General features: G+C 69.5%; 20 protein-coding genes, 1 tRNA gene and 3 pseudogenes. 12 read left to right on the plus strand and 12 right to left on the minus strand.

The annotated features are described in order from the left end of the window. The first annotated feature begins 9 nt into the window (after positions 1–9). From HW837_RS41280 to HW837_RS50515, 5 genes and pseudogenes are all read left to right on the plus strand, one after another. Positions 10–1,104: a DNA polymerase III subunit beta family protein gene (locus tag HW837_RS41280; RefSeq protein ID WP_078853877.1), complete on the plus strand. Its 1,095-nt coding sequence runs from the start codon at positions 10–12 to the stop codon at positions 1,102–1,104. Between the two features lie 532 nt (positions 1,105–1,636). After that, positions 1,637–2,329: a DUF485 domain-containing protein gene (locus HW837_RS41285; RefSeq protein WP_078853876.1), complete on the plus strand. Its 693-nt coding sequence runs from the start codon at positions 1,637–1,639 to the stop codon at positions 2,327–2,329. Further along, entirely contained in the window at positions 2,326–3,978 is a 1,653-nt protein-coding gene (locus HW837_RS41290) for a solute symporter family protein (protein ID WP_052683129.1), read from the plus strand. The genes HW837_RS41285 and HW837_RS41290 overlap by 4 nt, the downstream gene beginning before the upstream one ends. A gap of 235 nt (positions 3,979–4,213) precedes the next feature. Then, positions 4,214–4,558, plus strand: a complete 345-nt coding sequence (locus HW837_RS41295) for a PadR family transcriptional regulator (RefSeq protein WP_234442792.1) — start codon at positions 4,214–4,216, stop codon at positions 4,556–4,558. Positions 4,559–4,701: 143 nt separating this feature from the next. Beyond that, positions 4,702–4,854 (plus strand): annotated as a pseudogene (locus HW837_RS50515) (HD domain-containing protein); the annotation flags it as partial. A 97-nt stretch (positions 4,855–4,951) separates the two neighbouring features. On the opposite strand, the gene HW837_RS41305 reads toward HW837_RS50515, so the two are convergent. Continuing rightward, positions 4,952–5,509, minus strand: coding sequence for a hypothetical protein (locus tag HW837_RS41305; RefSeq protein WP_052683127.1), 558 nt, complete (start codon positions 5,507–5,509; stop codon positions 4,952–4,954). A 190-nt stretch (positions 5,510–5,699) separates the two neighbouring features. On the opposite strand from HW837_RS41305, the gene HW837_RS41310 reads away from it, so the two are divergent. The 3 genes from HW837_RS41310 to HW837_RS41320 all read left to right on the plus strand — a co-directional run bounded on the left by HW837_RS41310 (position 5,700) and on the right by HW837_RS41320 (position 7,331). Beyond that, positions 5,700–6,119, plus strand: coding sequence for a DUF4259 domain-containing protein (locus HW837_RS41310; RefSeq protein ID WP_045562166.1), 420 nt, complete (start codon positions 5,700–5,702; stop codon positions 6,117–6,119). Positions 6,120–6,230: 111 nt separating this feature from the next. After that, positions 6,231–6,307: transfer RNA gene (locus tag HW837_RS41315), tRNA-Trp, on the plus strand. A 130-nt stretch (positions 6,308–6,437) separates the two neighbouring features. Further along, complete coding sequence (locus tag HW837_RS41320) at positions 6,438–7,331, plus strand: ATP-dependent DNA ligase (protein WP_159040963.1); 894 nt, start codon at positions 6,438–6,440, stop codon at positions 7,329–7,331. A 53-nt stretch (positions 7,332–7,384) separates the two neighbouring features. On the opposite strand, the gene HW837_RS41325 is transcribed toward HW837_RS41320, so the two are convergent. Together HW837_RS41325 and HW837_RS41330 are read right to left on the minus strand one after the other, a co-directional pair. Next, positions 7,385–7,828 (minus strand): TraR/DksA family transcriptional regulator, encoded by a 444-nt coding sequence (locus HW837_RS41325; protein WP_045562165.1) that lies wholly within the window; start codon positions 7,826–7,828, stop codon positions 7,385–7,387. Positions 7,829–8,228: 400 nt separating this feature from the next. Next, the gene (locus HW837_RS41330) at positions 8,229–9,062 is read right to left on the minus strand and encodes a hypothetical protein (RefSeq protein ID WP_234442791.1); all 834 of its coding nucleotides are present in this window, start codon (positions 9,060–9,062) and stop codon (positions 8,229–8,231) included. Positions 9,063–9,396: 334 nt separating this feature from the next. On the opposite strand from HW837_RS41330, the gene HW837_RS41335 reads away from it, so the two are divergent. Further along, positions 9,397–9,837: a peptidoglycan-binding domain-containing protein gene (locus HW837_RS41335; RefSeq protein WP_234442790.1), complete on the plus strand. Its 441-nt coding sequence runs from the start codon at positions 9,397–9,399 to the stop codon at positions 9,835–9,837. A gap of 309 nt (positions 9,838–10,146) precedes the next feature. Beyond that, the gene (locus HW837_RS41340; protein ID WP_159040962.1) at positions 10,147–10,287 is read left to right on the plus strand and encodes a hypothetical protein; all 141 of its coding nucleotides are present in this window, start codon (positions 10,147–10,149) and stop codon (positions 10,285–10,287) included. Positions 10,288–10,456: 169 nt separating this feature from the next. On the opposite strand, the gene HW837_RS41345 is transcribed toward HW837_RS41340, so the two are convergent. Together HW837_RS41345 and HW837_RS41350 are read right to left on the minus strand one after the other, a co-directional pair. Continuing rightward, positions 10,457–11,398, minus strand: a complete 942-nt coding sequence (locus HW837_RS41345) for an NAD(P)H-binding protein (protein ID WP_319771739.1) — start codon at positions 11,396–11,398, stop codon at positions 10,457–10,459. Next, complete coding sequence (locus HW837_RS41350; RefSeq protein WP_045562163.1) at positions 11,329–11,499, minus strand: DUF5670 family protein; 171 nt, start codon at positions 11,497–11,499, stop codon at positions 11,329–11,331. Before HW837_RS41350 ends, HW837_RS41345 begins: the two co-directional genes overlap by 70 nt. A 463-nt stretch (positions 11,500–11,962) precedes the next feature. Here HW837_RS41350 and HW837_RS49795 point away from each other — a divergent pair, with 463 nt between their 5' ends. Then, positions 11,963–13,525 carry an RICIN domain-containing protein gene (locus HW837_RS49795; protein WP_193382710.1) on the plus strand — a complete coding sequence of 521 codons (1,563 nt, stop codon included), beginning with the start codon at positions 11,963–11,965 and terminating at the stop codon, positions 13,523–13,525. 147 nt (positions 13,526–13,672) lie between these two features. Here the strand turns inward: HW837_RS49795 and HW837_RS41360 are convergent, their stop codons facing one another. The 5 genes and pseudogenes from HW837_RS41360 to HW837_RS41380 form a co-directional block, all read right to left on the minus strand. Beyond that, positions 13,673–14,182, minus strand: coding sequence for a GNAT family N-acetyltransferase (locus HW837_RS41360; RefSeq protein WP_319771738.1), 510 nt, complete (start codon positions 14,180–14,182; stop codon positions 13,673–13,675). Continuing rightward, positions 14,183–14,563 (minus strand): nuclear transport factor 2 family protein, encoded by a 381-nt coding sequence (locus tag HW837_RS41365; RefSeq protein ID WP_060887593.1) that lies wholly within the window; start codon positions 14,561–14,563, stop codon positions 14,183–14,185. Between the two features lie 38 nt (positions 14,564–14,601). Next, positions 14,602–15,024: pseudogene (locus HW837_RS41370) on the minus strand (nuclear transport factor 2 family protein); the annotation flags it as partial. Beyond that, positions 15,015–15,821, minus strand: a complete 807-nt coding sequence (locus tag HW837_RS41375; RefSeq protein WP_093792553.1) for an MBL fold metallo-hydrolase — start codon at positions 15,819–15,821, stop codon at positions 15,015–15,017. The gene HW837_RS41375 and the pseudogene HW837_RS41370, both read right to left, overlap by 10 nt. Before the next feature lie 64 nt (positions 15,822–15,885). Then, a pseudogene (locus HW837_RS41380) lies at positions 15,886–16,319 on the minus strand (DsbA family protein); the annotation flags it as partial. A 516-nt stretch (positions 16,320–16,835) separates the two neighbouring features. Here HW837_RS41380 and HW837_RS41385 point away from each other — a divergent pair. Continuing rightward, positions 16,836–19,970, plus strand: a complete 3,135-nt coding sequence (locus tag HW837_RS41385) for a S8 family serine peptidase (protein ID WP_193382708.1) — start codon at positions 16,836–16,838, stop codon at positions 19,968–19,970. A 103-nt stretch (positions 19,971–20,073) separates the two neighbouring features. On the opposite strand, the gene HW837_RS41390 is transcribed toward HW837_RS41385, so the two are convergent. Both HW837_RS41390 and HW837_RS41395 read right to left on the minus strand, forming a co-directional pair. Then, positions 20,074–20,742, minus strand: coding sequence for a GNAT family N-acetyltransferase (locus HW837_RS41390; protein WP_193382707.1), 669 nt, complete (start codon positions 20,740–20,742; stop codon positions 20,074–20,076). A 322-nt stretch (positions 20,743–21,064) separates the two neighbouring features. Next, entirely contained in the window at positions 21,065–21,562 is a 498-nt protein-coding gene (locus HW837_RS41395; protein ID WP_237270598.1) for a hypothetical protein, read from the minus strand. Positions 21,563–21,597 lie beyond the last annotated feature (35 nt).

Here is a 21,597-nt window from a genome sequence, read left to right on the forward strand (position 1 = left end):
GAGAGCGAGATGCACAGCATTGGAGAGATGGCCCGGGACAGCGGGCTCGGGGTGAGCGCCCTGAGGTTCTACGACCGTGCCGGGGTGCTGGTCCCGGCCTGGGTGGACCCGGTGAGCGGTTATCGCTGGTACGAACCCGAGCAGCTCGAAGAGGCCCGGCTGCTGGCCCGGTTGCGTCGGGCGGGCATGCCGCTGGCCGACATCCGGCTCGTCCTGGCCGGCTGGGCCGGCGCGGACATGGAACTGGTGCGCGGTCTTCTTGAGGCGCACCTGCGCCGTCTCGAGCTGGGGCTGTCCGATGCCCGCAGCGAGTTCTCCACGCTCCGAGCCCTACTCGACCACAGGGAGACAGCCTCCATGACCTCGCTTCACACCGCCACCGCCCGGTTCTCCGTGCCCGCGACGGAGTTGGCCGCCGCGTTGGACGCGGTCCGGTTCGCCGCCCGTACCGACGCGGACCTGCCGATGCTCGGCGGGATCCTGTTCGACATCGAGGGTGAACTGCTGCGTCTCGTGGCCACCGATCGCTACCGCATGGCGGTCGCGGGGGCATGTGCGACCGGGCACGGCGAGCCTCGAACGCAGGTGGTCGTGCCTCTTCCGCTCGCCGACGCGATGCGGGCACTGCTGACCGGCGACGAGCCCGCCGAGCTCATCGTGGACGGGGACCGAGTGACGCTAGAGGCCGGGGACCGGCAGGCGGCCGGGCAGAGCCTCGGTGGCGAGTTCCCCGACTACCGTCGCCTCGTCCACCTCCCGGCCGGACGACGGGCCCGCGTCGGGACGGCGGCCTTCCGCCAGGCCCTGGAGACCGGCCCGGTCCGGGAGGGTGAGACACGTGAGCAGGACGGCGAGCCGTACGACCTGAGCGTGCTCCGGGTGGCGGAGGACGGGACCGTGATCGTCTGCGACGACGGTGCCGACGGTGACGACGACCAGAACAACGTGGCCGTCAACCGCGAGTTCCTGCTGCACGCGCTCACCGCCGGAGCCCGGGACGAACTGATCCTGGAGGTGGGCGCACCCACGGCACCGCTCGCGATCCGCCGGCCCGACGACGAGCACGCCTTCTCGCTTCTGATGCCGGTCCGCTTGGAGGGCTAGGACGAGGACCAGGTCCAGGACGAGGAGGAGGACTGGCTTCAGACAGGTTCCGCCTCCAGCGGGCAACTGCTGGGGGCGGGCGCGTGTCACCTCCGCAGAACAACTCCTGCACTTGCCCATCCCCTCCCGGCAGGGGCAACCAAGAGCGGCAGAACGGGAGTTGCACGCCTTCGGTACGGGCGCTTCCCCTCCTCTTGATGCCGACCGGCCCGCCACGAGGGCGGACGTGGGTGAACGCAATGCACGCAAGTACCTCACATCGTTGCCGTTCCCGACTTGTCGGCCCAATGATCACTGCGGCACGGTAGGGGCCGATGAAGCGAGGACGGCGGTGGGGCCCGGGACGGCTCGGCCGGCGAACCGTGTGCACGGTTTCGGGGCATGCCCCCTGTCCGGTTCGGTGTCCATCCCTGCCGAGTGTCTTCGTCGTTGACGTCGGCTCCTCGGCCGCGAGCCGGGAGGAGCCGTATGGCCACAAGCCTTCGTCCGACGCGCTCCCCCCATCCGTATCACTTCCTGCCGAGGACGACAGATGGATTCCCGCGATCTCTTTTCCGATCAAGACCCGCCTGCGGCTGCCGCGCTCTATCTCAGTGCTCTCGACCACGAACAGCATCACTCCGCAGCTGAGTTGTGGCAGGCCGTCTTCCGTGCCCAGGCGGCCGCCGGTCGGCCGGCCGAACTGACGCAGCTGTACCGACAGTCCACGCTCGGAGCCGACGCCTCCGAGTACGACGTCCGGGCCAGACGAAGAAACTGGGCCCTCGACATGGCCCGGCACCTGGCCCTGGAGGACCGCCGCCCCGCCGACGCCGAGCCTCCCGCGTGGTCGGCGTGGGAAGAACCGGGCACGGCCTCCTCCGTGACGCCCCACACGCCTTCGCCGTCGCCGTCCTCGTCCCCTCATCCGGCCAAGCAGTCGTACCCCGGCCCCCGCCAGACCATCGCGCTGCGTGAACTGCGTGCCGCACGCCGTCGCCCGGCGCAGGTCGCCGCCGCGGTCGTCGTCGCTCAGATGTCAGGCGTCGTCCTGGCCAATGAGGCACCAGGTGTCATGGCGGTCGCCTGGGCGGGTCCCCTCAACGTCGGGCTCGGCCTGGTCCTGGCGCAAGTGGCGTTCACCGGCTGGGCGGTGCTGTGGTACGCGCGGTATGCGCGAAGGCGTCTGGAGCCCCTCGTCCAGCGTCACCGCACGTCCTTCCCGCACCTGGAGAGCCGCCCGTGAACACCGTCCTCGCGCTCTCCGACGGCGTGCTCTCCGACTCCGCACTTTCTTATTCCGCGCTCTCCGACTCCGGTGGCGCCTTTCCGCTTCTCGCGGTCTTCGGCCTCTGTGTCGTCTGTACGCTGCTCCTGTCGATCGGGTCGATCCTCCCCGAGAAGGACGAGCTGAGCGGCTTCTACCTCGGTCAGCGGCGGCTGCCCTCGGCCGTCAACGGGCTGGCCATCTTCGGCAGTTACATGTCCGCGGCAGGCATGCTGGGCAATCCCGGTCTGATCGCGCTCACCGGTTACGACGGGATCGCCTATGTGCTGGCACCCATGGTCGCCTGGTCCGTCCTGGTGCTGCTGGTCGCCGAGCCGTACCACAGCACCTCACGCTTCACCATCGGTGACTCCCTCGCCCTACGGTTGCACGCCCGCCCGGCGCACCTCGCGGCCGGCATCACGAGCGTGGTCGTATGTCTGCTGTATCTGACCGCTCAGCTCGTCGGCGCCGGAGCGCTCGCGGCCACGGTCCTGGGCATCGACGGAGACGGCGCCCAGCGGATCGTCGTGGCCGGCCTCGGTCTTCTGATGGTGCTCTACGTCGTGATCGGCGGCATGCGCGCCGCGACCCTGGTCCAGGGTGTCAAAGCCGTAGCCCTGCTCGCTGCCGGTCTGTTCGTCGTGCTGGCGGTGATGTCGGAGTTCGGGTGGAGCCCGGCACGCCTGCTGGACGCCGCCGTCCGTCAGAGCGGCTACGGTGACGCCTTCCTGGAACCCGGCATCCGCTTCCACGACCGCACCAGCAAGATGGACTCGCTCAGCCTGCAACTGGCGTTCGTGCTGGGAGCGGCGGCCCTGCCGCACGTACTGATGCGTATCGGGACGGTTTCCAGCGGGCGCAGAGCCCGTAGGTCGGCCGGGTGGGCAGCCTGCCTGGTCATCGTCTTCACCCTGTTCGAGGTGGTGACTGGCCTGGGGTCAGCGGCACTGATCGGCTCGCGGGCCATCGCGAGTGACGCCGCCTCCGGCAATACCGCCGTGCTCCTGCTGGCCGAGCGCCTGGGCGGGCCGGTCCTGCTCACCGTGGTCGCCTGCGTCGCGTTCGTCACGATCGTGGCCGTCGTCGCCGCGCTCACCCTCACCGCGGCGGCGGCCCTGGCCCACGACGTCTACGGTGCGACGATCATGCGGGGCAACGCGTCCGAGAAGAGTGAACTCACCGTGGCGCGGTGGGGCGTCGGACTGATCGGCGTGGCGGCGATCGCGTTGTCGATGCTCGCCCAGCATCTCAACATCGCCTTCCTGGTCAGCCTCGCCTTCGCCATCGCGGCATCCGCGATCCTGCCGGCACTGCTCTGCAACCTGTGGTGGAAGGGTTTCACGACGAGAGGAGCGGTCTGGAGCATGTACGGCGGCCTGCTCGTCGCCGTGGTGCTGACAGCGCTGTCCCCGGCGGTCTCGGGCAACTCGACCGCCCTGCTGCCTGATGCCGACTTCGCGGTGTTCCCCCTGCGTAACCCCGGTCTCCTCTCCATCCCCGTGGGTTTCCTGCTCGCCTGGGCCGGCTCGGTACTCGACCGCCGACGACACGGAGGAGGAGCGGACTACACGGAGATGGAGATCCGCGTTCTCACCGGATCAGCCTCCGGCCGCGGCGGCAGTTGAGCCCCGCGAGCAGACCACGTGGACCGGCCCCGCTCGCCCGCGCGCCGACTGGCCGTCCGGGCCAGGGCGGGCGGGGCACGCGCACGGGGGGCATCTTCGGCCCCTGTAGCGAAGGGGCGCCACCGGAGTCGCCGCAACCGCACATGCCAACTGCTCTGTGCCATGGGGCCCTTGGAGGTTCACGAGACGTCACCAACTCTAGACAGCCTGTATATGGGCTATATAGAGTACGAGTATGGGTAGTCCGCGAATGACCCTGCAGACCCAACTGGTGCTGCGGGCCTTGCTGGAAGACCCCGCCAAGGAGCGCTACGGCCTTGAGCTGTGCGAGCTGGCGGGACTGCCGTCGGGCACGATCTATCCGATCCTTGCCCGCCTGGAACAAGTCGGCTGGGTGGACAGCACCTGGGAAGACCCCGCCGTACACGAGGAAGCCGGCCGTCCGCGCCGCCGCTTCTACCGCATCACCCAGGACGGTGCCGAACACGCGAGGGAGGCCCTGGCGCGTGCCTACCGCGCCCGCAAGCAGCCCCTGCCGGGGTGGGCCGCCCGCCCGATCGCCGACGGGGGAGTGTCATGAGGGCCCGGCGCCGGTCAGCGCCCCGACCGAACAGGCGGCACCGAGCCGCCGCCCCGTCTCTGGACGGTCTCCTGCACGTCGTGCGTATGCATCACGCGGACGCCGACACCTCACTCATCCAGCGCGCTCACGACGAGGCCGCCATGTGGCATGCGGGCCAAACCCGCCGTAGCGGCGACCCGTTCCTCATCCACTGCGTCGCCGTCGCCGCCATCGTCGCCGACATCGGGATGCCACCGCCCGTAATCTGCGCGGCCCTGCTGCACGACATCGACGACAGTCCCTGCCCGCCAGGCCGCGTGACCGAGCACTTCGGGCAAGGGATCGCCGATCTGATCTCGGCCGTCCGCACCTCCAGGCTCAGTGAAATCCCCCTCAGCGCACTCAACTTCCCTACCGCAAGGCCACCGACGCTCCCGCCGACGCGCGTATCTCGTTCCCCCACCGGGCGGGCGTGGTGGGGTGTCGGATGGCGTGTACGGCGGTGTCGTAGAGGTCGAACATGTCGGCCCGGCCGCCCAGGCGTACCCATTCCTCGTTGGCTGTCTGCATGCAGATGATCGCTGTGGCTGCGACGGCGCGGGCTTGCAGGGTGCGGCGGTCGGAGTCGGGCAGTCGCGGTTCGATCAGCGGGGCGAACAGGTCCTGCCAGCGGCCTTGCTTCTCGGCGTGCCCGGCACGCAGGGAGTCGTTGCCGAACAGCAGCGTGATGAACTCCAGGCGCGCTTCCCCGGCCATGTCGATCTCTTCGAGCACCTGGAACGCCGCGCGCAGCGCCGTCCAGGCATCCTCGTCGGCCAGGCGCTCGGCGAGACGCGCGGCGATGAGTTCGCCCTGTTCGTTATCTGTACTCAGTGCAACGAAGCTGGCCCGCCGCAGCGCGAACCTCGTGCTGGTCGCCCCCGCCCGGACCGCCTGGAGAGTCTGGCCGCCGAACTCACCCGCGCCCACGGCGTCACGGTCACCGCCGTCGCATCACCGCACAGCCCACCGACGCGCAGCGACACCGATTTCGAACATCGCTCGCGACCCGAGGGCGCGATCGCACTGCCCCTTGAGGGGGTCCTTTTGGCCGTGCCCGATGTCAGTGGCTTCTCTGGAACCATGCCTTCGTCCGAGACAGCCGTATCAGGAGCCATACATGGGAACGTGGGGAACCGGCCCGTTCGCGAGCGACCGCGCCGCCGACTTCGTCGATGAATTGGAGGGGCTCACCCGCCAGCAGGTGATTGACGTGCTGGAGCGGGCATTCCAGCGAGTCACCGACTCGGCGGAACGCGTCGATGGCGGAGACGGGGCCGAAGCCGTTGCCGCCGGCGCTCTCGTTGCCAGCACTCTTCCGGACAGCCCCATCGGGATCAACCCCGACGTCGGTCCCAGCGAACCGCTGCCCAGCGTGCCGGCCTCCCTTTGCGCGTCGGCGAGACTCGCACTGCACCGGGTCCTTCAGGACGGATCAGAACTGGCAACCGGCTGGGTGGACCGCGCTGACGCGGACCAGTGGCATGAGCAGGTACGACAGATCCTCCGAGCACTCCAACCACGCGCTGATCACTGCTGAGCTTTTCGGATTGCCTTCGGCGGGTGAGTGACGTCGAGTCCTCCTGAAGGCGGAACGTCAGAAACCCCTTGGCGCTGGACCCTCTGCCCGTGGCAGGCTGTCACACACCGAAGGGGTGTAGCTCAGATGGCCAGAGCGCCGGCCTCCAAAGCCGGATGCCGCAGGTTCGACTCCTGCCGCCCCTGCCACGTACGCATGCCGGCCGTGCTCGGAGCGCGCGCGAAGGGGCATCGATCTAGGCTGAGGGTCTCGCAGGAGGTCCCGGTGCCGCCCTTCGTTCTGCCCCAACCCCTTGCTCGGGCTCGCGCAGTCACTGCCGTGCCCGAGGCGCAGGGCTGGAGTCTGGAGCCGAAGTGGGACGGCTGGAGATGCCAGATCCACACCGCGACACGGCGAGTGTGGAGCCGCCACGGTACCGACCTGTCCCGCGCGTTCTCCGACGTCGCTGCCGCTGCCGCCGCACTGCCGGACGCCGTCCTCGACGGTGAGCTCGTCGCGGTCCTCGACGACGGCTCCGGCGTGGCCTTCGACCGGCTGCAGAGCCGGGCCGGTCGCCGTGGCCCGCGGCGCGACGCCGACTTCACGGTCCATGCCGCCTTCTTCGATGTCCTCGCCGTCGGCGACACCGACTGGCGGCGGCGCCCTTACGCCGAGCGGCGCGTCGAACTGCTGCGCCTCCTCGACACCGGCCCCGCCATACTGCGCCCCGTGCCGGCCACCGAGGACGCCGGGCAGGCCCTCGAGTGGGTCGGCGCGCTCTCGGGGGTGGAGGGCCTGGTGGGCAAGCGGACCTTTGGACCGTACGCCGCCGGCCTTGCCTCGGGCTGGGTGAAGTGGCGGGAGCGTCACACCACCGAGGCGGTGGTGATCGGGGTCACCGGCACGAGCCCGGCGACACAAGCCCTCGTCCTGGGGCGTTACCGGGGCGGCCGGATGCGAGCCGTCGGCGTGAGTCTCCCGCTCGCCCCGCATCTGCGTCCGGCAGTGGCGCCACTGCTGCACGCGTCGGGCGAGGAGATGCGCGAGCTGCCGGGCGCGGTGTGCGGGCTACCCGGTGCGGACGTGGTGCGCTTCTGGCCGGTCAGGGCCGAGGTGGTGGTGGAGATCGAGGTCGACCGGCCGGGGGAGAAGTCCGGCCGGTACGGGTATCGACCGCGCGTTCGACGAGTGCGGGGCGACCTCTCTCCGGATCTGGTCGACGACGAACAGTGACTGAAGGTCGAGTCCGGATCCGGCACTCGGTACGCGGTTCTTGGTTCGTTCCCTCATGGTGTGCGCGGCGGACGCCGTACCGGGTGGCCGGTGCGCGACGGCCTGCGCGCGGCGGATCCGGCGCAGCGGACACACGTGGTCGCTGCCGGTCGGATCTCCAGGCGCTCGGGCGGAATCGGCATGCCGCAGCCTTCGCACCGTCCGTACTGCCCTCGGTCGAGTCGTTCCAGAGCCCGGTCCAGTCCCTCCAGGTCCTCGCGTGCTTGTGCCATGAGGGCGGCCACGTGGGCCCGCTCGAAAGCGGTGGTGCCTCCTTCGGGGTCGTGCTCGTCGTCGACCGCGATCAGGGCGTTCGCCGCGACGATCCCGTCGAAGTCGCGGCTCAGCGCGGCCGCCCGGGCGAGGGTCTCGACGCGGGCGGCCATGAGGCGCGCGCGGGCGGCCGAGGAGGCGGACGGCGCGGGGATGTCGGGGTCATCGTGGGAGGCATCACCCATGCTGCGAGAACGCCGGAACGGGGCTCAGGATTCCCCGTCCACGACTTCGTGATGCCATGCGAGTTTGATCAAGTGATCTCGGTTCTGGGGCGACCGGTGACCGCTGTCGTGACGCAAGCGGGCCCACGAGTGGGGACATGGTTTCCATCGTGGCCGCACCGGCGGCGGCCTGTACGGCAGCCCGGGCGCCTGCCGGGGGCCAAGGGGGCAGGACGATGGGTGACAGCGGGCTCGGCGGCCACATCGACTTCCGTCGAGCACGTGCGATGGACCCCTCACGGGCATGGCCGACTGCCACCGACCCTGGCCCGTCCCGGTGGCCGCGGCCCGCCACCGTGCCCACCCGGCTGATCGGGTCACCGGCCGTCGCGCGGAGTCGAGTCGCCCTGCTGAAGATGGCCTAACCCAGTTTCCGCAGGACTTCTGCGACGGTGGCCCGGTACGTCTGCAGTGCACGGAGTCCGGCGGTGTAGCGGTCATGGTGTCTGCTGATGTCCGCGACCTGCTTCTGTGCCCGGACGGTGTGCCAGACTTCGGCCGTGTGATGGCGGCGCTTGCAGATGACGTCGGCGGTGGCGGTGGCCCGTTCCCGTTGCGTGTGACGGGTGTTGCCGTCGCTGCCCCGCTGCCAGGCGGTGTCGGTGTACGCGGCAACGGGGTCGGGGTAGCGGCTGAATCCTTGTGCTGCCACACAGCGGGACCACACCTGCCACGCCGCACGCAGGCGCGGATCGCGCTTGACGGTCTTGTCGACCTCGATCGCCCGGGTGTCCGCGTAGAGCCAGTCCCGTTTGACGTCGATGCCCCGCATCAGCCGTCGGTTCGACTGCGCGCTGCACGTGGGGAAGTCTGCGTACTCGGCGTTGGTCATACGGCGGCCCTTCGGCCGCAGAGCGTGGGATTTCGCCGGGTCCCAGCCGTAGCCCCAACTGCGCGCGGCGGTGAGGTCCAGGACTCCGTAGTCGGTGCTGACCGCGGTGGCGATGAAGGGATCGCTGGGGTAGCGGGGGTCAAGCGGGAAGTCCGGGTGGCCGTGCTGGGCCATGCACTGCCGGATCAGCAACGCCGATGCCCGGTGCGTTCGTTGGTGGTCCTGAGAGGTGTAGCGGTATCGGTCGGCCGGCAGGGGGCCGAGGTCCGACGCCGTACGGACGACCTCCGGCTGCCCTGGAGCGGAGACACAGACCGCCGCCAGTATCGTCACGACGCCCAGACGCCACCCCCGCATTGTCATGCGCAGGGATGGTAGCGAACAGTGTGGCCCCGCCGGCCACGACCCCCGGCAACCCATCCACGCCCGCCCAAGACTCCAGGCCGACGGACGCGGTACCGCCGTGCGTGTTGACGTGTTGACGTGGTGTCGGGATGACGGGGGGAAGCGGGCGACGTCCTTGTCGCGGGCTTCGGTGTCTGGTGTTCGGCACGTCGGCGCGCCTGACCAGGGCCTGTCGAAACCCTCACAACCGGCGCCGCCGGTTCCCAATATCCCGGCGGTAATCTCGGCGCCGACCGAGTCACTCCTGTATAAGGGGGAAACACTCATGGTTTCGAGAACACTCACGAAAGCGGTGTTAGGTACTCTCACCGCAGCCGCCCTCAGCATCGGCACTCTCGCTGGTGCCACCACAGCCGCAGCCGCTCCCGCGCAGAAGGTCCCCACCCAGACCGCCGCCATTCTGGCCGTGAACAACCTGGGCCTGACCACTTGGGAGGCCCAGAGCGTTCAGTGCTACGTCCGTGACGCCGCGCCCGTGGGCAAGTACAACCCGGGCGCCATCGACGGTCAGCTCGGCACCAACAGCTGGAAGGCCTGGCAGCTCTTCCTCAACGACCGTGGATACAACGCCGGAACCGTCGACGGAGACGTCGGCCCCAACACCATCCGCGGCCTCCAGCGCTTCCTCGTCTACCTCGGCTACGACACCGGCGGCATCGACGGCGACGCGGGCCCCAAGACCAGGGCCGCCTGGAAGGCGTTCTCCCACCTCACCGACGGCTGGTGCTCCTGACCACACGTCGCGGCGTACGACGGTAATCCGTACCGCGACCATCAAGCACTCCTCACTCCTCACTCCTCATTCCGTGATCTCCACGTCGACGGAGTAATGGGCGAGTCGCGGGCGAACAGGCGGCCCCTGCTGGCGGCCTGATCGCCTGCCACGCGTCTTGGGGAGGACGGGTCTGCTGGTCCGCGGAGTGAACTCCGCGACGACCACGGCGCCCCTTCTGTCCGTCCGGCGGTGGGCGGAAGGGCGTTCGTGGCGTCGGTGGGTTGACGCTGTGGACGAGGGCGCGGGAGGCGTCGCGGGCGGAGGCGAATGGAATCCCTGATCATGGGCTACGGGCTCTTCGGAACCCATGCACTCGTGGGAGAGCGGCGCGGCTCGAACTCCGCGGAGCAGGAAGCCGCCATCAGGCGCCGCCTCGACCGCATGATCCAGGCCTGCCTGGACGACTGATCCCGCTCGCCGTCAGCCGACTCCGGTGCGAGTGACGTCGTCGTACCCGTGGATCCACTCCAACTGGTCGCGGACAATCCGCAAGTGCCGGATCACGCCTGTCGGCTCGGGTGCCGTCGGGCAGTGGTGTCGCATGGCACCAGCACCAAGATCAGCACAAGCGCCAGGATCAGTCTCTGCCGATCAACTCGGCGCGGTGCGCCGCGAAGTAGTCGACGACGGGGGTGGCCGGCTGGCCGGTGAGCCGTTGGACGGTGTGGGTGGTGATGTCGTACCAGCCATCGCGTTTTGCCGTGCCGGCTGCGCTCCACGCGTGAGCGAAGTGTTCGGGGAACCCCTGGCCCATGAGTCGCTGGGGGTGTGCGGCGTCGGAGACCTCCTCGTAGCGTATGTGGCGGCCCGTGGCCTCGGACAGCGCGGCGGCGATGTCGGCGTCGGTCACCGCCTCCGGCCCCGTGACCTCAAGGATCTCTCCCTGGCTGCCGCCCTCGGCCAGGACGGCGGCGGCCACCGCGGCGCTGTCGTCGCGGGTGATGTGACCGATGCGTCCGTCCCGGCTGTTGCTGGGCAGAACCCCGGTGGCCACGGCCCGAGGGGCCACTCCGACCAGGTTCAGCATCTCGACCCACACGTTGAAGCGCAGCACCGTGAACGGTAATCCGGATTCCACCAGCAGCCGCTCGGTTGCCCCGTAGTCGGGGACGAGGGGATTGGGGTGGCCGGGGTCGCCGGCGCGCGTGATGGAAGTGAAGAGGACGTGACCCACGCCCGCCTGCACGGCGGCGTCGATCGCTCGGACGTGCTTGGGCAGACGGTCGTCGGTTCCGATGCTGATGATCAGTAGCCGCTCCACCCCGTCGAGGGCCCGCACCAGCGCGTCCGGTTCGTCGAAGTCGGCATGGCGAGCGCGTACGCCCAGATCGGCGACCCCTTCCGGGGTGCGGGACAACGCCAGGACGCGGGCGGCGTCGGTGCGTTGGACGAGATGGCGCTGGTGGGCTCCGGGTGGATCCGGAGCCCACCAGCCTGCTGCTGCTTGACTTACCAGCGATACCAGCGTCCCCGGCGGCCGCCTGCGTCCGCGGAGCGCATGACGAAGCCGAGCAGCCAGACGACCAGCACGATGACGGCGATCCACCACAGTGCCTTCAGCGCGAAGCCCGCGCCGAAGAGGATCAGAGCCAGCAGAAGAACGAGAAGCAGGGGAACCATAGTTATCAACCTCCGTCGCTCCTCGTGCCCGGCAAATGCGAGAACACACGGTCGATTTCCTTGGTTTCTTCACTGCTCTTACGGGCACTCAACCCAGTTCCTCCACCGTGTCCACCTCGCCACCGGGTCGCGTACCTCGGGGCGGCCGACAGGCTCACCGGTGTGCCACGTCCACCGCCCGTGAGAGCCGATCCCGTTCTCCTTCGTCCCAGCGCCTCTTGTTGGACATCTGGCCTGTGTGACAGGGTGGTTCACGCCCAGGACAGTTTGTAACCGGCTATCGGTTTGCACAGGTCCTGGCGTTGCCCGCTCACTCCCACAAGGCGGTCGTGCGGCACGCCCAGGCGGTCACCACCGCGAGGCCCCGCTCTCCGCACTGCCACAGCCAGGTCCGCGCTGCCGCTGTTCCCGCATCGGCTCGGGATGAGGCTGCCCAGCACGCCTGGGAGAAGGAAAGCCCCCTGTGTCTTCCGCTCACCGGTTCCCCGCAAGCGTGGGCCCCGACCCCGAGACCGCTCCGGGGATGTCCGACGACGCCCTCGTCGCCGCGCTGAGAATGTCCCGGACCATCGAGGGCACCACTCCTGTCGCGGCGCTGATCGCGCGACATGGCCCGTCGGTCTCCGACTACGCGGAGATCTGCGCCTCCGGTTCCCCCGCCCTCGCGCGAGCGTTCGCCTCCGCGGCGTTCCGCCGGGTGGTGCAGGAACTCCAGAGAACCGGGCCCACCGGCGCCCTGCGCCCCCGCCTCCTCGTCACCGTCCGGGAGGCCGTGCGAGCGCGGTCACGGACCGGGAGCGCCTCGGGGCTGTCGTACGACCAGGCCGGGGCCGCCGACAGTGACAGGCCCCCCTCACGTTCGGTCGCCGAGAACCGGCACCTGAGCCACGTCTCTTTTCTGCAACTCCCGAGGACCACGCAGTACGTTCTCTGGCACATGGACGTGGAAGCCGAGCCGTGGGCCGTCCCCGCGGCCCTGCTCGGTATCGAAGGGGATATCACCCCCTTCGAGTTGGACCGGGCGCGGGAGCAGTTGCGATCGGCGCTCCTGCGTACGCATGTCGAGAATTCGGCTGGGAGACAGTGCCGGGACTACAGTCGGCTCCTTGACGCACCCTCACGCGGTGCAGGTTCCACGCTGCCCGAGGTGCAGGCGCATCTGGATCAGTGTGCCTACTGCCGCCACGCCGCCGAACAGCTCAGGCTGTGTGCCGAGGAACCGGGCGTGCTGCTGGCGGAAGCCCTCCTCGGCGAGAGCGCTCATCCCTATCTGGCCGCGTGCCGGGCGCGTCCTTCGAGGACGGCGTCCGCTCCCACGGCCGCCGCCGGAGCCGCCGCCGGAGCCGATGTCGGTCCCGCAGGCACCCGGCACAGGTCGCGGGGGTCGGCCAGGGAGCGCAAGCCTCGTGCCACCCGCAGGGCCACGAAGATCTTCGTTGTCGGCATCGTTGCCGGTTCGGCTGCCGTCGCGGCAGCGCTTTTCGTGACCGGCACGTCGTCGCAGAACACCACACCGACTCCCCAGACACAGCAGCCCACGCCTACGCCCACGCCGTCGACCTCATCGCCGGCAGACTCGACCGCCCTCCCTGTCCCCCCGGAGAGCGGCAGACTGCGCAATGCTGCCGCCGACCTGTGCATGGATGTCCGGGGAACACCGCCCGAACGTGGCGCAGAGGTCACGTTGTCCACCTGCTCGAGCGACAGTACGCAGCGGTGGACGTACCTTGAGGACGGACTCCTGAGGAATCTCGCGGCACCGGATCTCTGCCTGGACGCCGGAGGGGACGACGAGGTGCTGGATCTGGAGTCCTGCGACTCCTCGGGCGACGTCTCCTTCGGTCTCCGCTTCGAGTTGAGCCCCGAAGGCGAACTCTTCACCCAGGACGAGGGGAACCTCGTGATCGTCCCCGCCTCGCCCGAGGCCGGCACCATTCTGGTACCGAGCGCCCGCAACGGAGAGGCGAAACAGAGATGGCTGGTCGAGGCGATCTCTGGAGCGTCCACGACCGAGTCCGACACATGAGGCCTTGCCGGACGACCGACCACGGCCTCCGCTGAACGGACCGACCGACTCCTGACTCCCGTCATGGGCGGTCGGTTGGGTCGTCCGCGGCCGTTGCAAGGTCCAGGCTGCGCTCCGGTGAGTGAGATCCTCGGTCCGGCTATGACATCAGACCCGGTCGAACGGCTCCGCGTACGTGAAGACGCCTTGCAACGCAGGATCGTGGGCGGCCAGAGCACGGACCTGGAAGTACTCGCCCCACGAGGGGTCCGGTGCGGTGATGCTGTAGTCCGTGCTGGTGCGGAAACCGTAGCGGCTGTAGTACGCGGGGCTGCCGAGGAGGGCGACGAGGGGTTCGCCCAGGGCATCCGCTGCGCCGAGCACGGTGTGGACAAGCGCGAGGCCGACGCCGCGGCGCTGGTGGTCGGGGTGCACGCTGAGCGGGCCGAGGCCCAGGGCGGGGGCGGTGCCGACATGGCCCCGGGTGCAGACCACGTGACCCATTACCTCGTCCTTGCCGCTGAGTGCCACGAGCGACAGTTCTGGTATCCAGCCGTCGCAGGTGTGCCGCAGCACGTGAAAGAGCCACGCAATGGGTCCTTGTATGCGCCCGCGCCCGGACCGGACCGGTCTGGCCTGGTCCGGGCGCTGTCGTGGCCGCGGCCGTGGCTGCCGCACTCAGAACATGGTGTTGTCGTTGGCGCTTTTTTCGGGCACCTCCTGGATCACGTCCCAGTGCTCGACGATCTTTCCGTCGGCGATGCGCCAGAAGTCGGCGACGGCCATGCCCCGGTCGCCGGGCTTGAGATGCAGGTTGCTGTGGGTGACTACCAGGTCCCCTTCGGCGACCGCCCTCTTGATGTCCAGACGCAGGTCGGGGAACTGCCCGCGCAGCCAGTGGACGTAGCCGACGAACGCCTGCGGACCGTCCTGCGCCTCCGGGTTGTGCTGGGTGTACGTCTCGCCGAGATGCGCGGCGGCGGCCTCTTCCGGCTGGTACTGGTTGAACGCCTGCTCGTAGAACGCGATGACGAGTGCTTTGTTGTCGGCAGCTGACACGGGGCTCTCCTGTCTTCCTGTGCTGGATGGTGCGTCTGGACGGTCATGGCGTCGCGGACGAGGGCCGTATCGACGAACTGCTCGAAGTGGACGATCAGGCCGCCACGGACGACGAAGTGGTGGGCGACGCGAACGTCGATCGGCTTGCCGGTGGCCCTGTTGGTGGCGGTGTAGCGGGCGAGGACGACGACGTTCTCGCCGTCTACGACGTAGGTGTCGTCGTGCGTGGCCCAGCCGTCCCAGTCCTTGCCGAGCTGTTCCATGACGTTGGAGGTGACGCCGTCGGGGGTGCGGTACGTGCCGGCGAGCGGGAAGCCGGCCATCTCGGTCCACTCCACATCGGGGGCGAGGGTGGCGCGCAGGGAGGTGAGGTCACCGGCGGCGGAGGCCAGGTACTGATGGCGTACGACGTCGGCGGGCGCGGTGGAGGCGCCGAAGTCGTTCATGCCGGTCAGCCCCACTTCATCTCGCCCTTGGCGACCTTCGCGCCGATCTGGGCGGCGATCAACATGCCGTTGTCGGGATAGCGGGCCACGAGCGCCTTGGTCAGGGCGGCGCCGTCGGCCGCCTTGCCCAGCTCCTCCTCGAAAGCGAGCAGGTAGTCGCGGGTGGCGGTGATGGCGGACGCGTCGGCCGGGGTGTTCGGCAGGCGGTGGCCGGGGACGACCAACTCGGGCTGCAGGGCGGCCATCTCGTCCAGGAGGTCGATCCAGGCGGCGCGGTCACCGGGGGTGGGGGTGTCGGCGACCCAGACGTGTTCCTGCTGGAAGAGCAGGACGCCGCCGAGCAGGGCGCGGGACTCGGGCTGCCACAGGTAGTGGCGGTCGGGCAGACCGGCGGGGCCACCTTTGAGCTGGAAGGTATGACCTTCGAGGGAGAGGTCGCCGGTCAGTGGCTGGATGTCCACCAGTCGGGTGGGCAGGTTGGCCCCGAGCGCGGCCCAGGCCTTGAGCTTGCCCTCGTAGGAGTCCTTGATGTGTTCGATCACCAGCGGGGTGGCGACGAAGGCCGCGTCGGGGAAGGCGTCGGCGACGACTTCGGCGCCGAAGTAGAAGTCGGGGTCGGCGTGGGAGACGAAGACGGTGGTCAGGGTCTTGCCGGAGTCGAGGATCTCGGCGGCCAGGCGGTGGCCGTCGGCGCGGGTGAAGGCGGCGTCCACCAGCAGCGCCTCCGTCTCACCGGTGACCAGGGTGGCGGTCTTGTTCCTGCTGCCGGCCGGGAAGTCCAGATCGAGGACCGTGAAGGACAAAGTGCTCATCGTCAGTGCTCCGTGCAGGTGGTGGGGGCGGGTTCAGGAGAGGGCGGCCATCGCTGGTCGATGTCTCGGCGGTGGCGTGGCCGCGGGCCAGGGGGACGAGGCGTGCGCCGTCCACTGCCGGGAGGGCGGGGACACCGGAGACGCCCAGTTCGGCTCGGCGGCGTCGGCGTCCAGGCCGGCCTGAGCGGCGATCTTCCGGTAGGTCGCCGGGTCGCACAGGCTCAGACCGTCGACGTAGAAGGCTCGCTGAAGGGCGGTTCCCCACTCCGCCGCACGCTCAGGGGCCGCCAAGCGCAGGTCCGCGACGCCACGGGCGGCGGCCTGCGAGGCCATCAGAAACGAACCGTCGGGGATCAGCCATACGCAGTCCTCGCCGAACTCCACGCCGGGCAGCTCGGGATGCCGGGACGTGGACTCGCGGGAGGTGAACTCGCTCAGCGTTGCCGAGAAGCCGTGCGACCATCCGCAGTAGGCATCGAAGACGTAAACGAGCTTCATCAGGTACCTCGGCAGGGTGGGTGCCCGCGCCTCCCGCGAGCGATTCACCTGACGAGACAGTACCTGACTCATCAGACGTTGCTCTATTTTTTGTGACCTGGGCCACACCGAGATGGCTGGCGTCATTGCCTCGGCGCCACCGCCGAACCGCAGGTCAGGTCAGCCGGTACAGCACGTCCCGAGTCGCGTGGCCAGGGGCCGGGTGACCGAGGCCGCCTCGTCGAGCACGAGCCGCGGGACCCGTCCTGCTCGGCGTCTTGACGGTGAAGCCTCGGGGTGTGCGCCGCTTGCCGGACGGACCTGCCCTCAATGGGGGACTGCCTGCCGCAGGGCCGTGAACGGCATGCAGGGGGGCAACGGCCTTTGGGCTCACGGCAGTTCGGTCGCCGACCGTGAAGTTAATGTGGAGACCCCCCGGTATATCAACTTTCAAGATTATTACCGATGGGTCTGCTGTGACACTTTGAGGCCATCGGGGGACCGAGATCTTTCCGGATCGATCGACATGGACCACAGTTGACGAACCACCACATACGTCCAAGAGCGGCCGCCTTCTGGCTGACGCCCCTCCTGGCCGGAGCCCTGACCCTGACCACGGTCGTCGCTCCCACTCATGCCGACTCCACTGACGTCACCGGCGATCACCGCGACGGCACCTACATCGTGAAGCTCGCCGACGCACCCGTCGCCGCGTACGAGGGCGGTCTGCCCCGCCTGCGGCGGACGGCCCCCGCCCCGGGGGAGCGGCTCGACGCCGATGCCGCCGCTGTCCGCAGCTACGTTCGGCATCTGGATTCCCGCCGCGACGCGGTTCTGGACGCCGTTCCTGGCGCGAAGAAGCTGTACGACTACGACTACACGTTCAACGGATTCGCCGCCCGGCTCACCGCACGGCAGGTCGCGAAGCTCAGCGCGACGCCGAGTGTGGTGTCGGTGACCCCCTCCAGGCTCGTGCGTCCGAACCCGCCTGAGCAGCCGGAGACGGCAACAGGGCCGGTCAGGAGGGCGACGGGGAGTACCGGCGGCGAGCACGCCGCGCCGACGCCACCCGCATCCGCCCCGGTAGCCGCCGTCAGGAGCGACCCCTCCCACGCAGCCCTCCCCGACGTGCCTCGCTTCCTCGGCCTCACCGGCAAGAAAGGCCTGTGGGCGAAAGCCGGCGGCCCTGAACGGGCCGGCGAGGGCGTGATCGTCGGAGTGATCGACCCCTTCGATCCGAAGAACCCGATGCTGGCTCCGCTGCCGGAGCCCCGCCCCGACGCGGATGTCATCGCCAAGAAGTGGCGCGGAAGCTGCGACGAGGGCGACGCCGGCGACCCGGCCCACAAGGTCACCTGCAACAACAAGGTGATCGGGGCCGCGTACTTCCGGGCCGAGCTGAAAGACCCCCTGCCGATCGATGTGCCCTCGCCCCTCGACATGCACAGCCACGGCACCCACATCGGCACCACGATCGCCGGCGCGCACAACACGCCCGCTGAGATATCCGGTACCGACATCGGTGGCAAGCTCGGCGGGCTGGCTCCGGCCGCGCGGCTGGCCTTCTACAAGACGTGTTGGAGCACCGGTTGCGGTAGCGCGGACAACACCGCCGCGATCGACCGCGCGGTGGCCGACGGGGTGGACGTCATCAGCTATTCGATCGGCGGCACACTGACCGACCCGGTGTCCACGGAGGCGATGTTCAACGCCGCGAAGGCGGGTGTGTTCATCGCCGCCTCCGCAAGCAACAGCGGCCCGAACACCGTGGAGAACACCGCGCCCTGGATCACGACGGTCGCGGCTGAGACCCACGACACCGGCTACACGACGACCCTGACGCTCGGTGACGGCCGCGCCTTCACCAACCACGGCCTCACGCAGGGGGTGCGCTCCGCCCCGCTGGTCAATGCCGTCGTGGTAGGCAGACAGGGCGCCGAACAGATCGAGCACTGCGCACCGGGCACACTCGACCCCGACAAGGCGAAGGGGAAGATCATCGTCTGTGACCGGGGCGGCCAAGGCTTCGACTACCAGGGCCGGTTCGACGAACTGAAGATGTCCGGCGCCGTCGGCATGGTTCTGGCCAACACACCGACCAGCGCCCAGGACTTCGGCGTGGACCCGCAGTTTCCCGTGATCTGGGTGACCCCGGAGGAGCGGGAGACGATCAAGGAATACGCCGCTCGTCCGGGTGCGACCGCGGCACTCACCCCCACCAGCAGCGGACGCGTCAGGGCCCCCGTCATCACCGACTTCTCCTCCTCGGGCTCCGATCCGTTCTCCGGCGGGGACCTGCTGAAGCCCGACCTCGCCGCACCAGGTCAGTTGATCGCGGCGGGCACCGTGCCCGGTGGTTTCGCCGGATACCCGGGCCAGTACGGGTTCATGGACGGCACCTCGATGGCCGCCCCGCACATCGCCGGACTGGCCACCCTGCTGAAGCAGTTGCATCCCGACTGGTCTCCCATGGCGATCAAATCGGCCCTGATGACGACGGCAACCACGACCGACAACGAGGGGAAGCCGATCGTCCGGCAGACCGGCAAGGGCGACGAAGTCGCCACCGCCACCATGCTCGATTACGGCTCCGGTTCACCCCGGGTGACCCGAGCCACCGACCCCGGCCTGGTCTACGACTCGACGTCCGCCGACTGGACGGCGTACCTGTGTGCCCTCGGCGAGCACCCCACGCCTGCTGACGGCACCGACCCCTGCGCCACTGCCGCGAAGACCGACCCGAGCGACCTCAACTACCCGTCGATCGCGATCGGCGACCTGGTCGGCAAGCAGACGGTGACCCGTACGGTCACCAACGTCTCGGCCATGGCCACCACCTACAGGGCGAAACTCCAGACCCCGCCGGGCTTCCGCGCCGAGGTCACCCCGAAGCGGCTGACGATCGCCCCAGGCGAGTCGGCGTCGTACAAGGTGGCGATCGAGCGCACGAGTGCCGCCCGCGGCACCTGGTCGTTCGGGTCACTGACGCTGAGCGACGCCCACAGTCGGCACGAGGTCACCAGCCCGATCGCCCTGCGCTTCGAGCTGTTCTCTGCTCCGGAAGAGGTCACGGTAACCGGCAGCGACTCGGCGACGCTGACGCCGGCGGTCGGCTGGAAAGGCACGCTGACGGCGAAGGCCTCGCTGTACACCGGCGAAAAGACCACGGGCACCCTCACCGGCACCGATCAGTCGCCGTTCTGGAACAGTCAGCACACCAACGACGCCGTGGTACGGCACCGCGTCCACGTTCCCGAGGGCGCCCTCTTCACCCGGTTCGCTGTCTTCTCCGAAGATCACATTCCCGGCAGCGACCTCGACCTGTACGCCTTCGACACCGAGGGCAACCACGTCGGCGAATGGGCTGATGTCGGCTCTGACGAACACGTCGACCTGCCACCCGGCGACTACGACGTCTACGTCCTCCAGTACGAACTCCCCGCCGACGCCGCCGGCCAACGCTACTCCCTGTGGAGCTGGAAAGTCGGCGAGGGCGCCCCCGCGGTGACGCCCACCGTCACCCCGGCCGCGCAGACCGTCGGAAAGGGCGATCGGCCGAAGGTCACGGTGTCGTGGCCGGGCGCGGTCCACGGAGAACGCTATGTCGGGGCCGTCGAGTTCGGGGACGGCTCGGCGAACGTGGGGCGCACACCGCTGATCGTCAGGCCGTGACTCACCCCATCACACAGCCACTACCCAGCCGCCGCCCGCGCGCTCCGAGAGCGCGCGGGCGGCACGCGTCGGGAGCCGCGCCCGTTCCTGTCCGAAGCCCGCGTCAAGGCTTCGCGCATGTGGATGCGGGGCCGTCGTGCCGGTACCAGACAGTGTCCAGCTCACGGCCGTCCGGGAGGGTGTGGCGGGCTGGGCCGGGGGCGGGGACGAAGTCGGCGCGTCCCAGAGCGCGGCGGCAGGCGAGGTTCGCCGTCGCCGTGCCTGCTCGTACCGTCGGCAGACCGGCGTGGCCGTGGGCGAACTCCGCGGCTGCCAGGAACAGTTCGGCGCCGAGTCCCTGACCTCGGTGGTCGGGGGCGAGGGTGCCGCCGGTCTCACCCCTGTCGCGGTCGAGGTCGAGGTATCCGGCGTAGCGCCCGGTGCCGCGGCGTACGCAGACCATGAAATCGGCCAGCTCGGGGCTGGGTTCGAAGGGCTCGGCCAGCTCGGGGTTGGACTTGAGGAACCAGCGGGGGGTGGCGCCGGCGGGGCCCATGCGCAGCAGGGCCCGTCTGGTGTCGGCGTCCGGTACGACCTGGTTCATCTGGCTCCCCTGCCAGCGCTGGGCTTCGGGGTCAGCGCCTGCGGCGATGGCCGCCAGCGCGTCGAGCTTGGTCACCGGGGTGTAGAACAGCAGGTGCCGGGTGGCGAGAGCGTGCCGGCCGCGCGTGCACCGGTCCGGGACTGGGAGGTCCGAGGCTGCCCGGCGACGTCGTAGGAGCGACCGGATCATGGAACCCCCCTTCGTATTGGTCCTGTTGTCGTGCCCGGCCGCACGTACCGGGTGTGTGCGGTCCAACGTACCGGCAGGGGAGAGCGCTGGAGCCCTGTCCTCCACCGACGACGGGGTACGGCGTTCAGAGTGCGTGGCGGCGCTCGGGGCTCAGCGGCGGATCGCTACGGCGACGGTCATCAGCGCCATCACCGAGAGGGGCGCGGCGGCGAGGGGACGGGGGTGAGGGGGCGGAGGGCGAGGGGACGGGTGCGGGTGCGGGTGCGGGTGCGGCATCCTCGCGCTCGACAGTGGTTTGACGCACGGTCACAGTTCCCCATCGTCACAGGAACTGCGGGTCGACCGGGGGCCATGGGTAGCCCAGTCGCTCGGCATCGTGCGAACCTCCCCAGACCTCGGCGGTGGCACGGGGATCGCCTGCGGTCAGCCGTTGCTCAAGGCGCTCGGCCTGGTCCGACGGGGGGTCCGCCAAGATCGGGAGGGTCATACCGAACTGGAGCCAGGGCAGATCCCCATCGGTCCCGTTGCGGGGATGCCTCAGGACGACGTGGATCCGGTCGGGTTCCTTGCGGGAAGCCCAGACGCCTTCCAACTCGCAGTCCCATCCGACGAGCCAGTCCTCGCGACCCCTCAACCCCGCCTCCAGCAGCCGCGCAACCGCTCCCGCCGGCCACTCCCAACCGCGGTCCTCTACGGCTCGCAGGACCTCGGCCTCGTAACGACCCGCGGTGAACCGAAGCTCCGGGAGGTCGAAGTCCTGATGGGCCAGGTCGCGCCAGCCCGCCCAGACAACATGCTCCCCGTCACGCGTGACCGTCATGTACAGCGCGCCACAGCACTCCTCCACGCCGCACC

The sequence above is a fragment of the Streptomyces caniscabiei genome (assembly GCF_014930365.1).
Classification (GTDB): Bacteria; Actinomycetota; Actinomycetes; order Streptomycetales; family Streptomycetaceae; genus Streptomyces; species Streptomyces caniscabiei.

Excerpts from the sequence above, each read along its gene's own strand:
- HW837_RS41280 (WP_078853877.1), top strand. The coding sequence starts at position 10 with ATGCACAGCATTGGAGAGATGGCCCGGGACAGCGGGCTCGGGGTGAGC.
- HW837_RS41285 (WP_078853876.1), top strand. The coding sequence starts at position 1,637 with ATGGATTCCCGCGATCTCTTTTCCGATCAAGACCCGCCTGCGGCTGCC.
- HW837_RS41295 (WP_234442792.1), top strand. The coding sequence starts at position 4,214 with ATGGGTAGTCCGCGAATGACCCTGCAGACCCAACTGGTGCTGCGGGCC.
- HW837_RS41310 (WP_045562166.1), top strand. The coding sequence starts at position 5,700 with ATGGGAACGTGGGGAACCGGCCCGTTCGCGAGCGACCGCGCCGCCGAC.
- HW837_RS41325 (WP_045562165.1), bottom strand. The coding sequence starts at position 7,828 with ATGGGTGATGCCTCCCACGATGACCCCGACATCCCCGCGCCGTCCGCC.
- HW837_RS41330 (WP_234442791.1), bottom strand. The coding sequence starts at position 9,062 with ATGACAATGCGGGGGTGGCGTCTGGGCGTCGTGACGATACTGGCGGCG.
- HW837_RS41340 (WP_159040962.1), top strand. The coding sequence starts at position 10,147 with ATGGAATCCCTGATCATGGGCTACGGGCTCTTCGGAACCCATGCACTC.
- HW837_RS41350 (WP_045562163.1), bottom strand. The coding sequence starts at position 11,499 with ATGGTTCCCCTGCTTCTCGTTCTTCTGCTGGCTCTGATCCTCTTCGGC.
- HW837_RS41375 (WP_093792553.1), bottom strand. The coding sequence starts at position 15,821 with ATGAGCACTTTGTCCTTCACGGTCCTCGATCTGGACTTCCCGGCCGGC.
- HW837_RS41390 (WP_193382707.1), bottom strand. The coding sequence starts at position 20,742 with ATGATCCGGTCGCTCCTACGACGTCGCCGGGCAGCCTCGGACCTCCCA.
- HW837_RS41395 (WP_237270598.1), bottom strand. The coding sequence starts at position 21,562 with ATGACGGTCACGCGTGACGGGGAGCATGTTGTCTGGGCGGGCTGGCGC.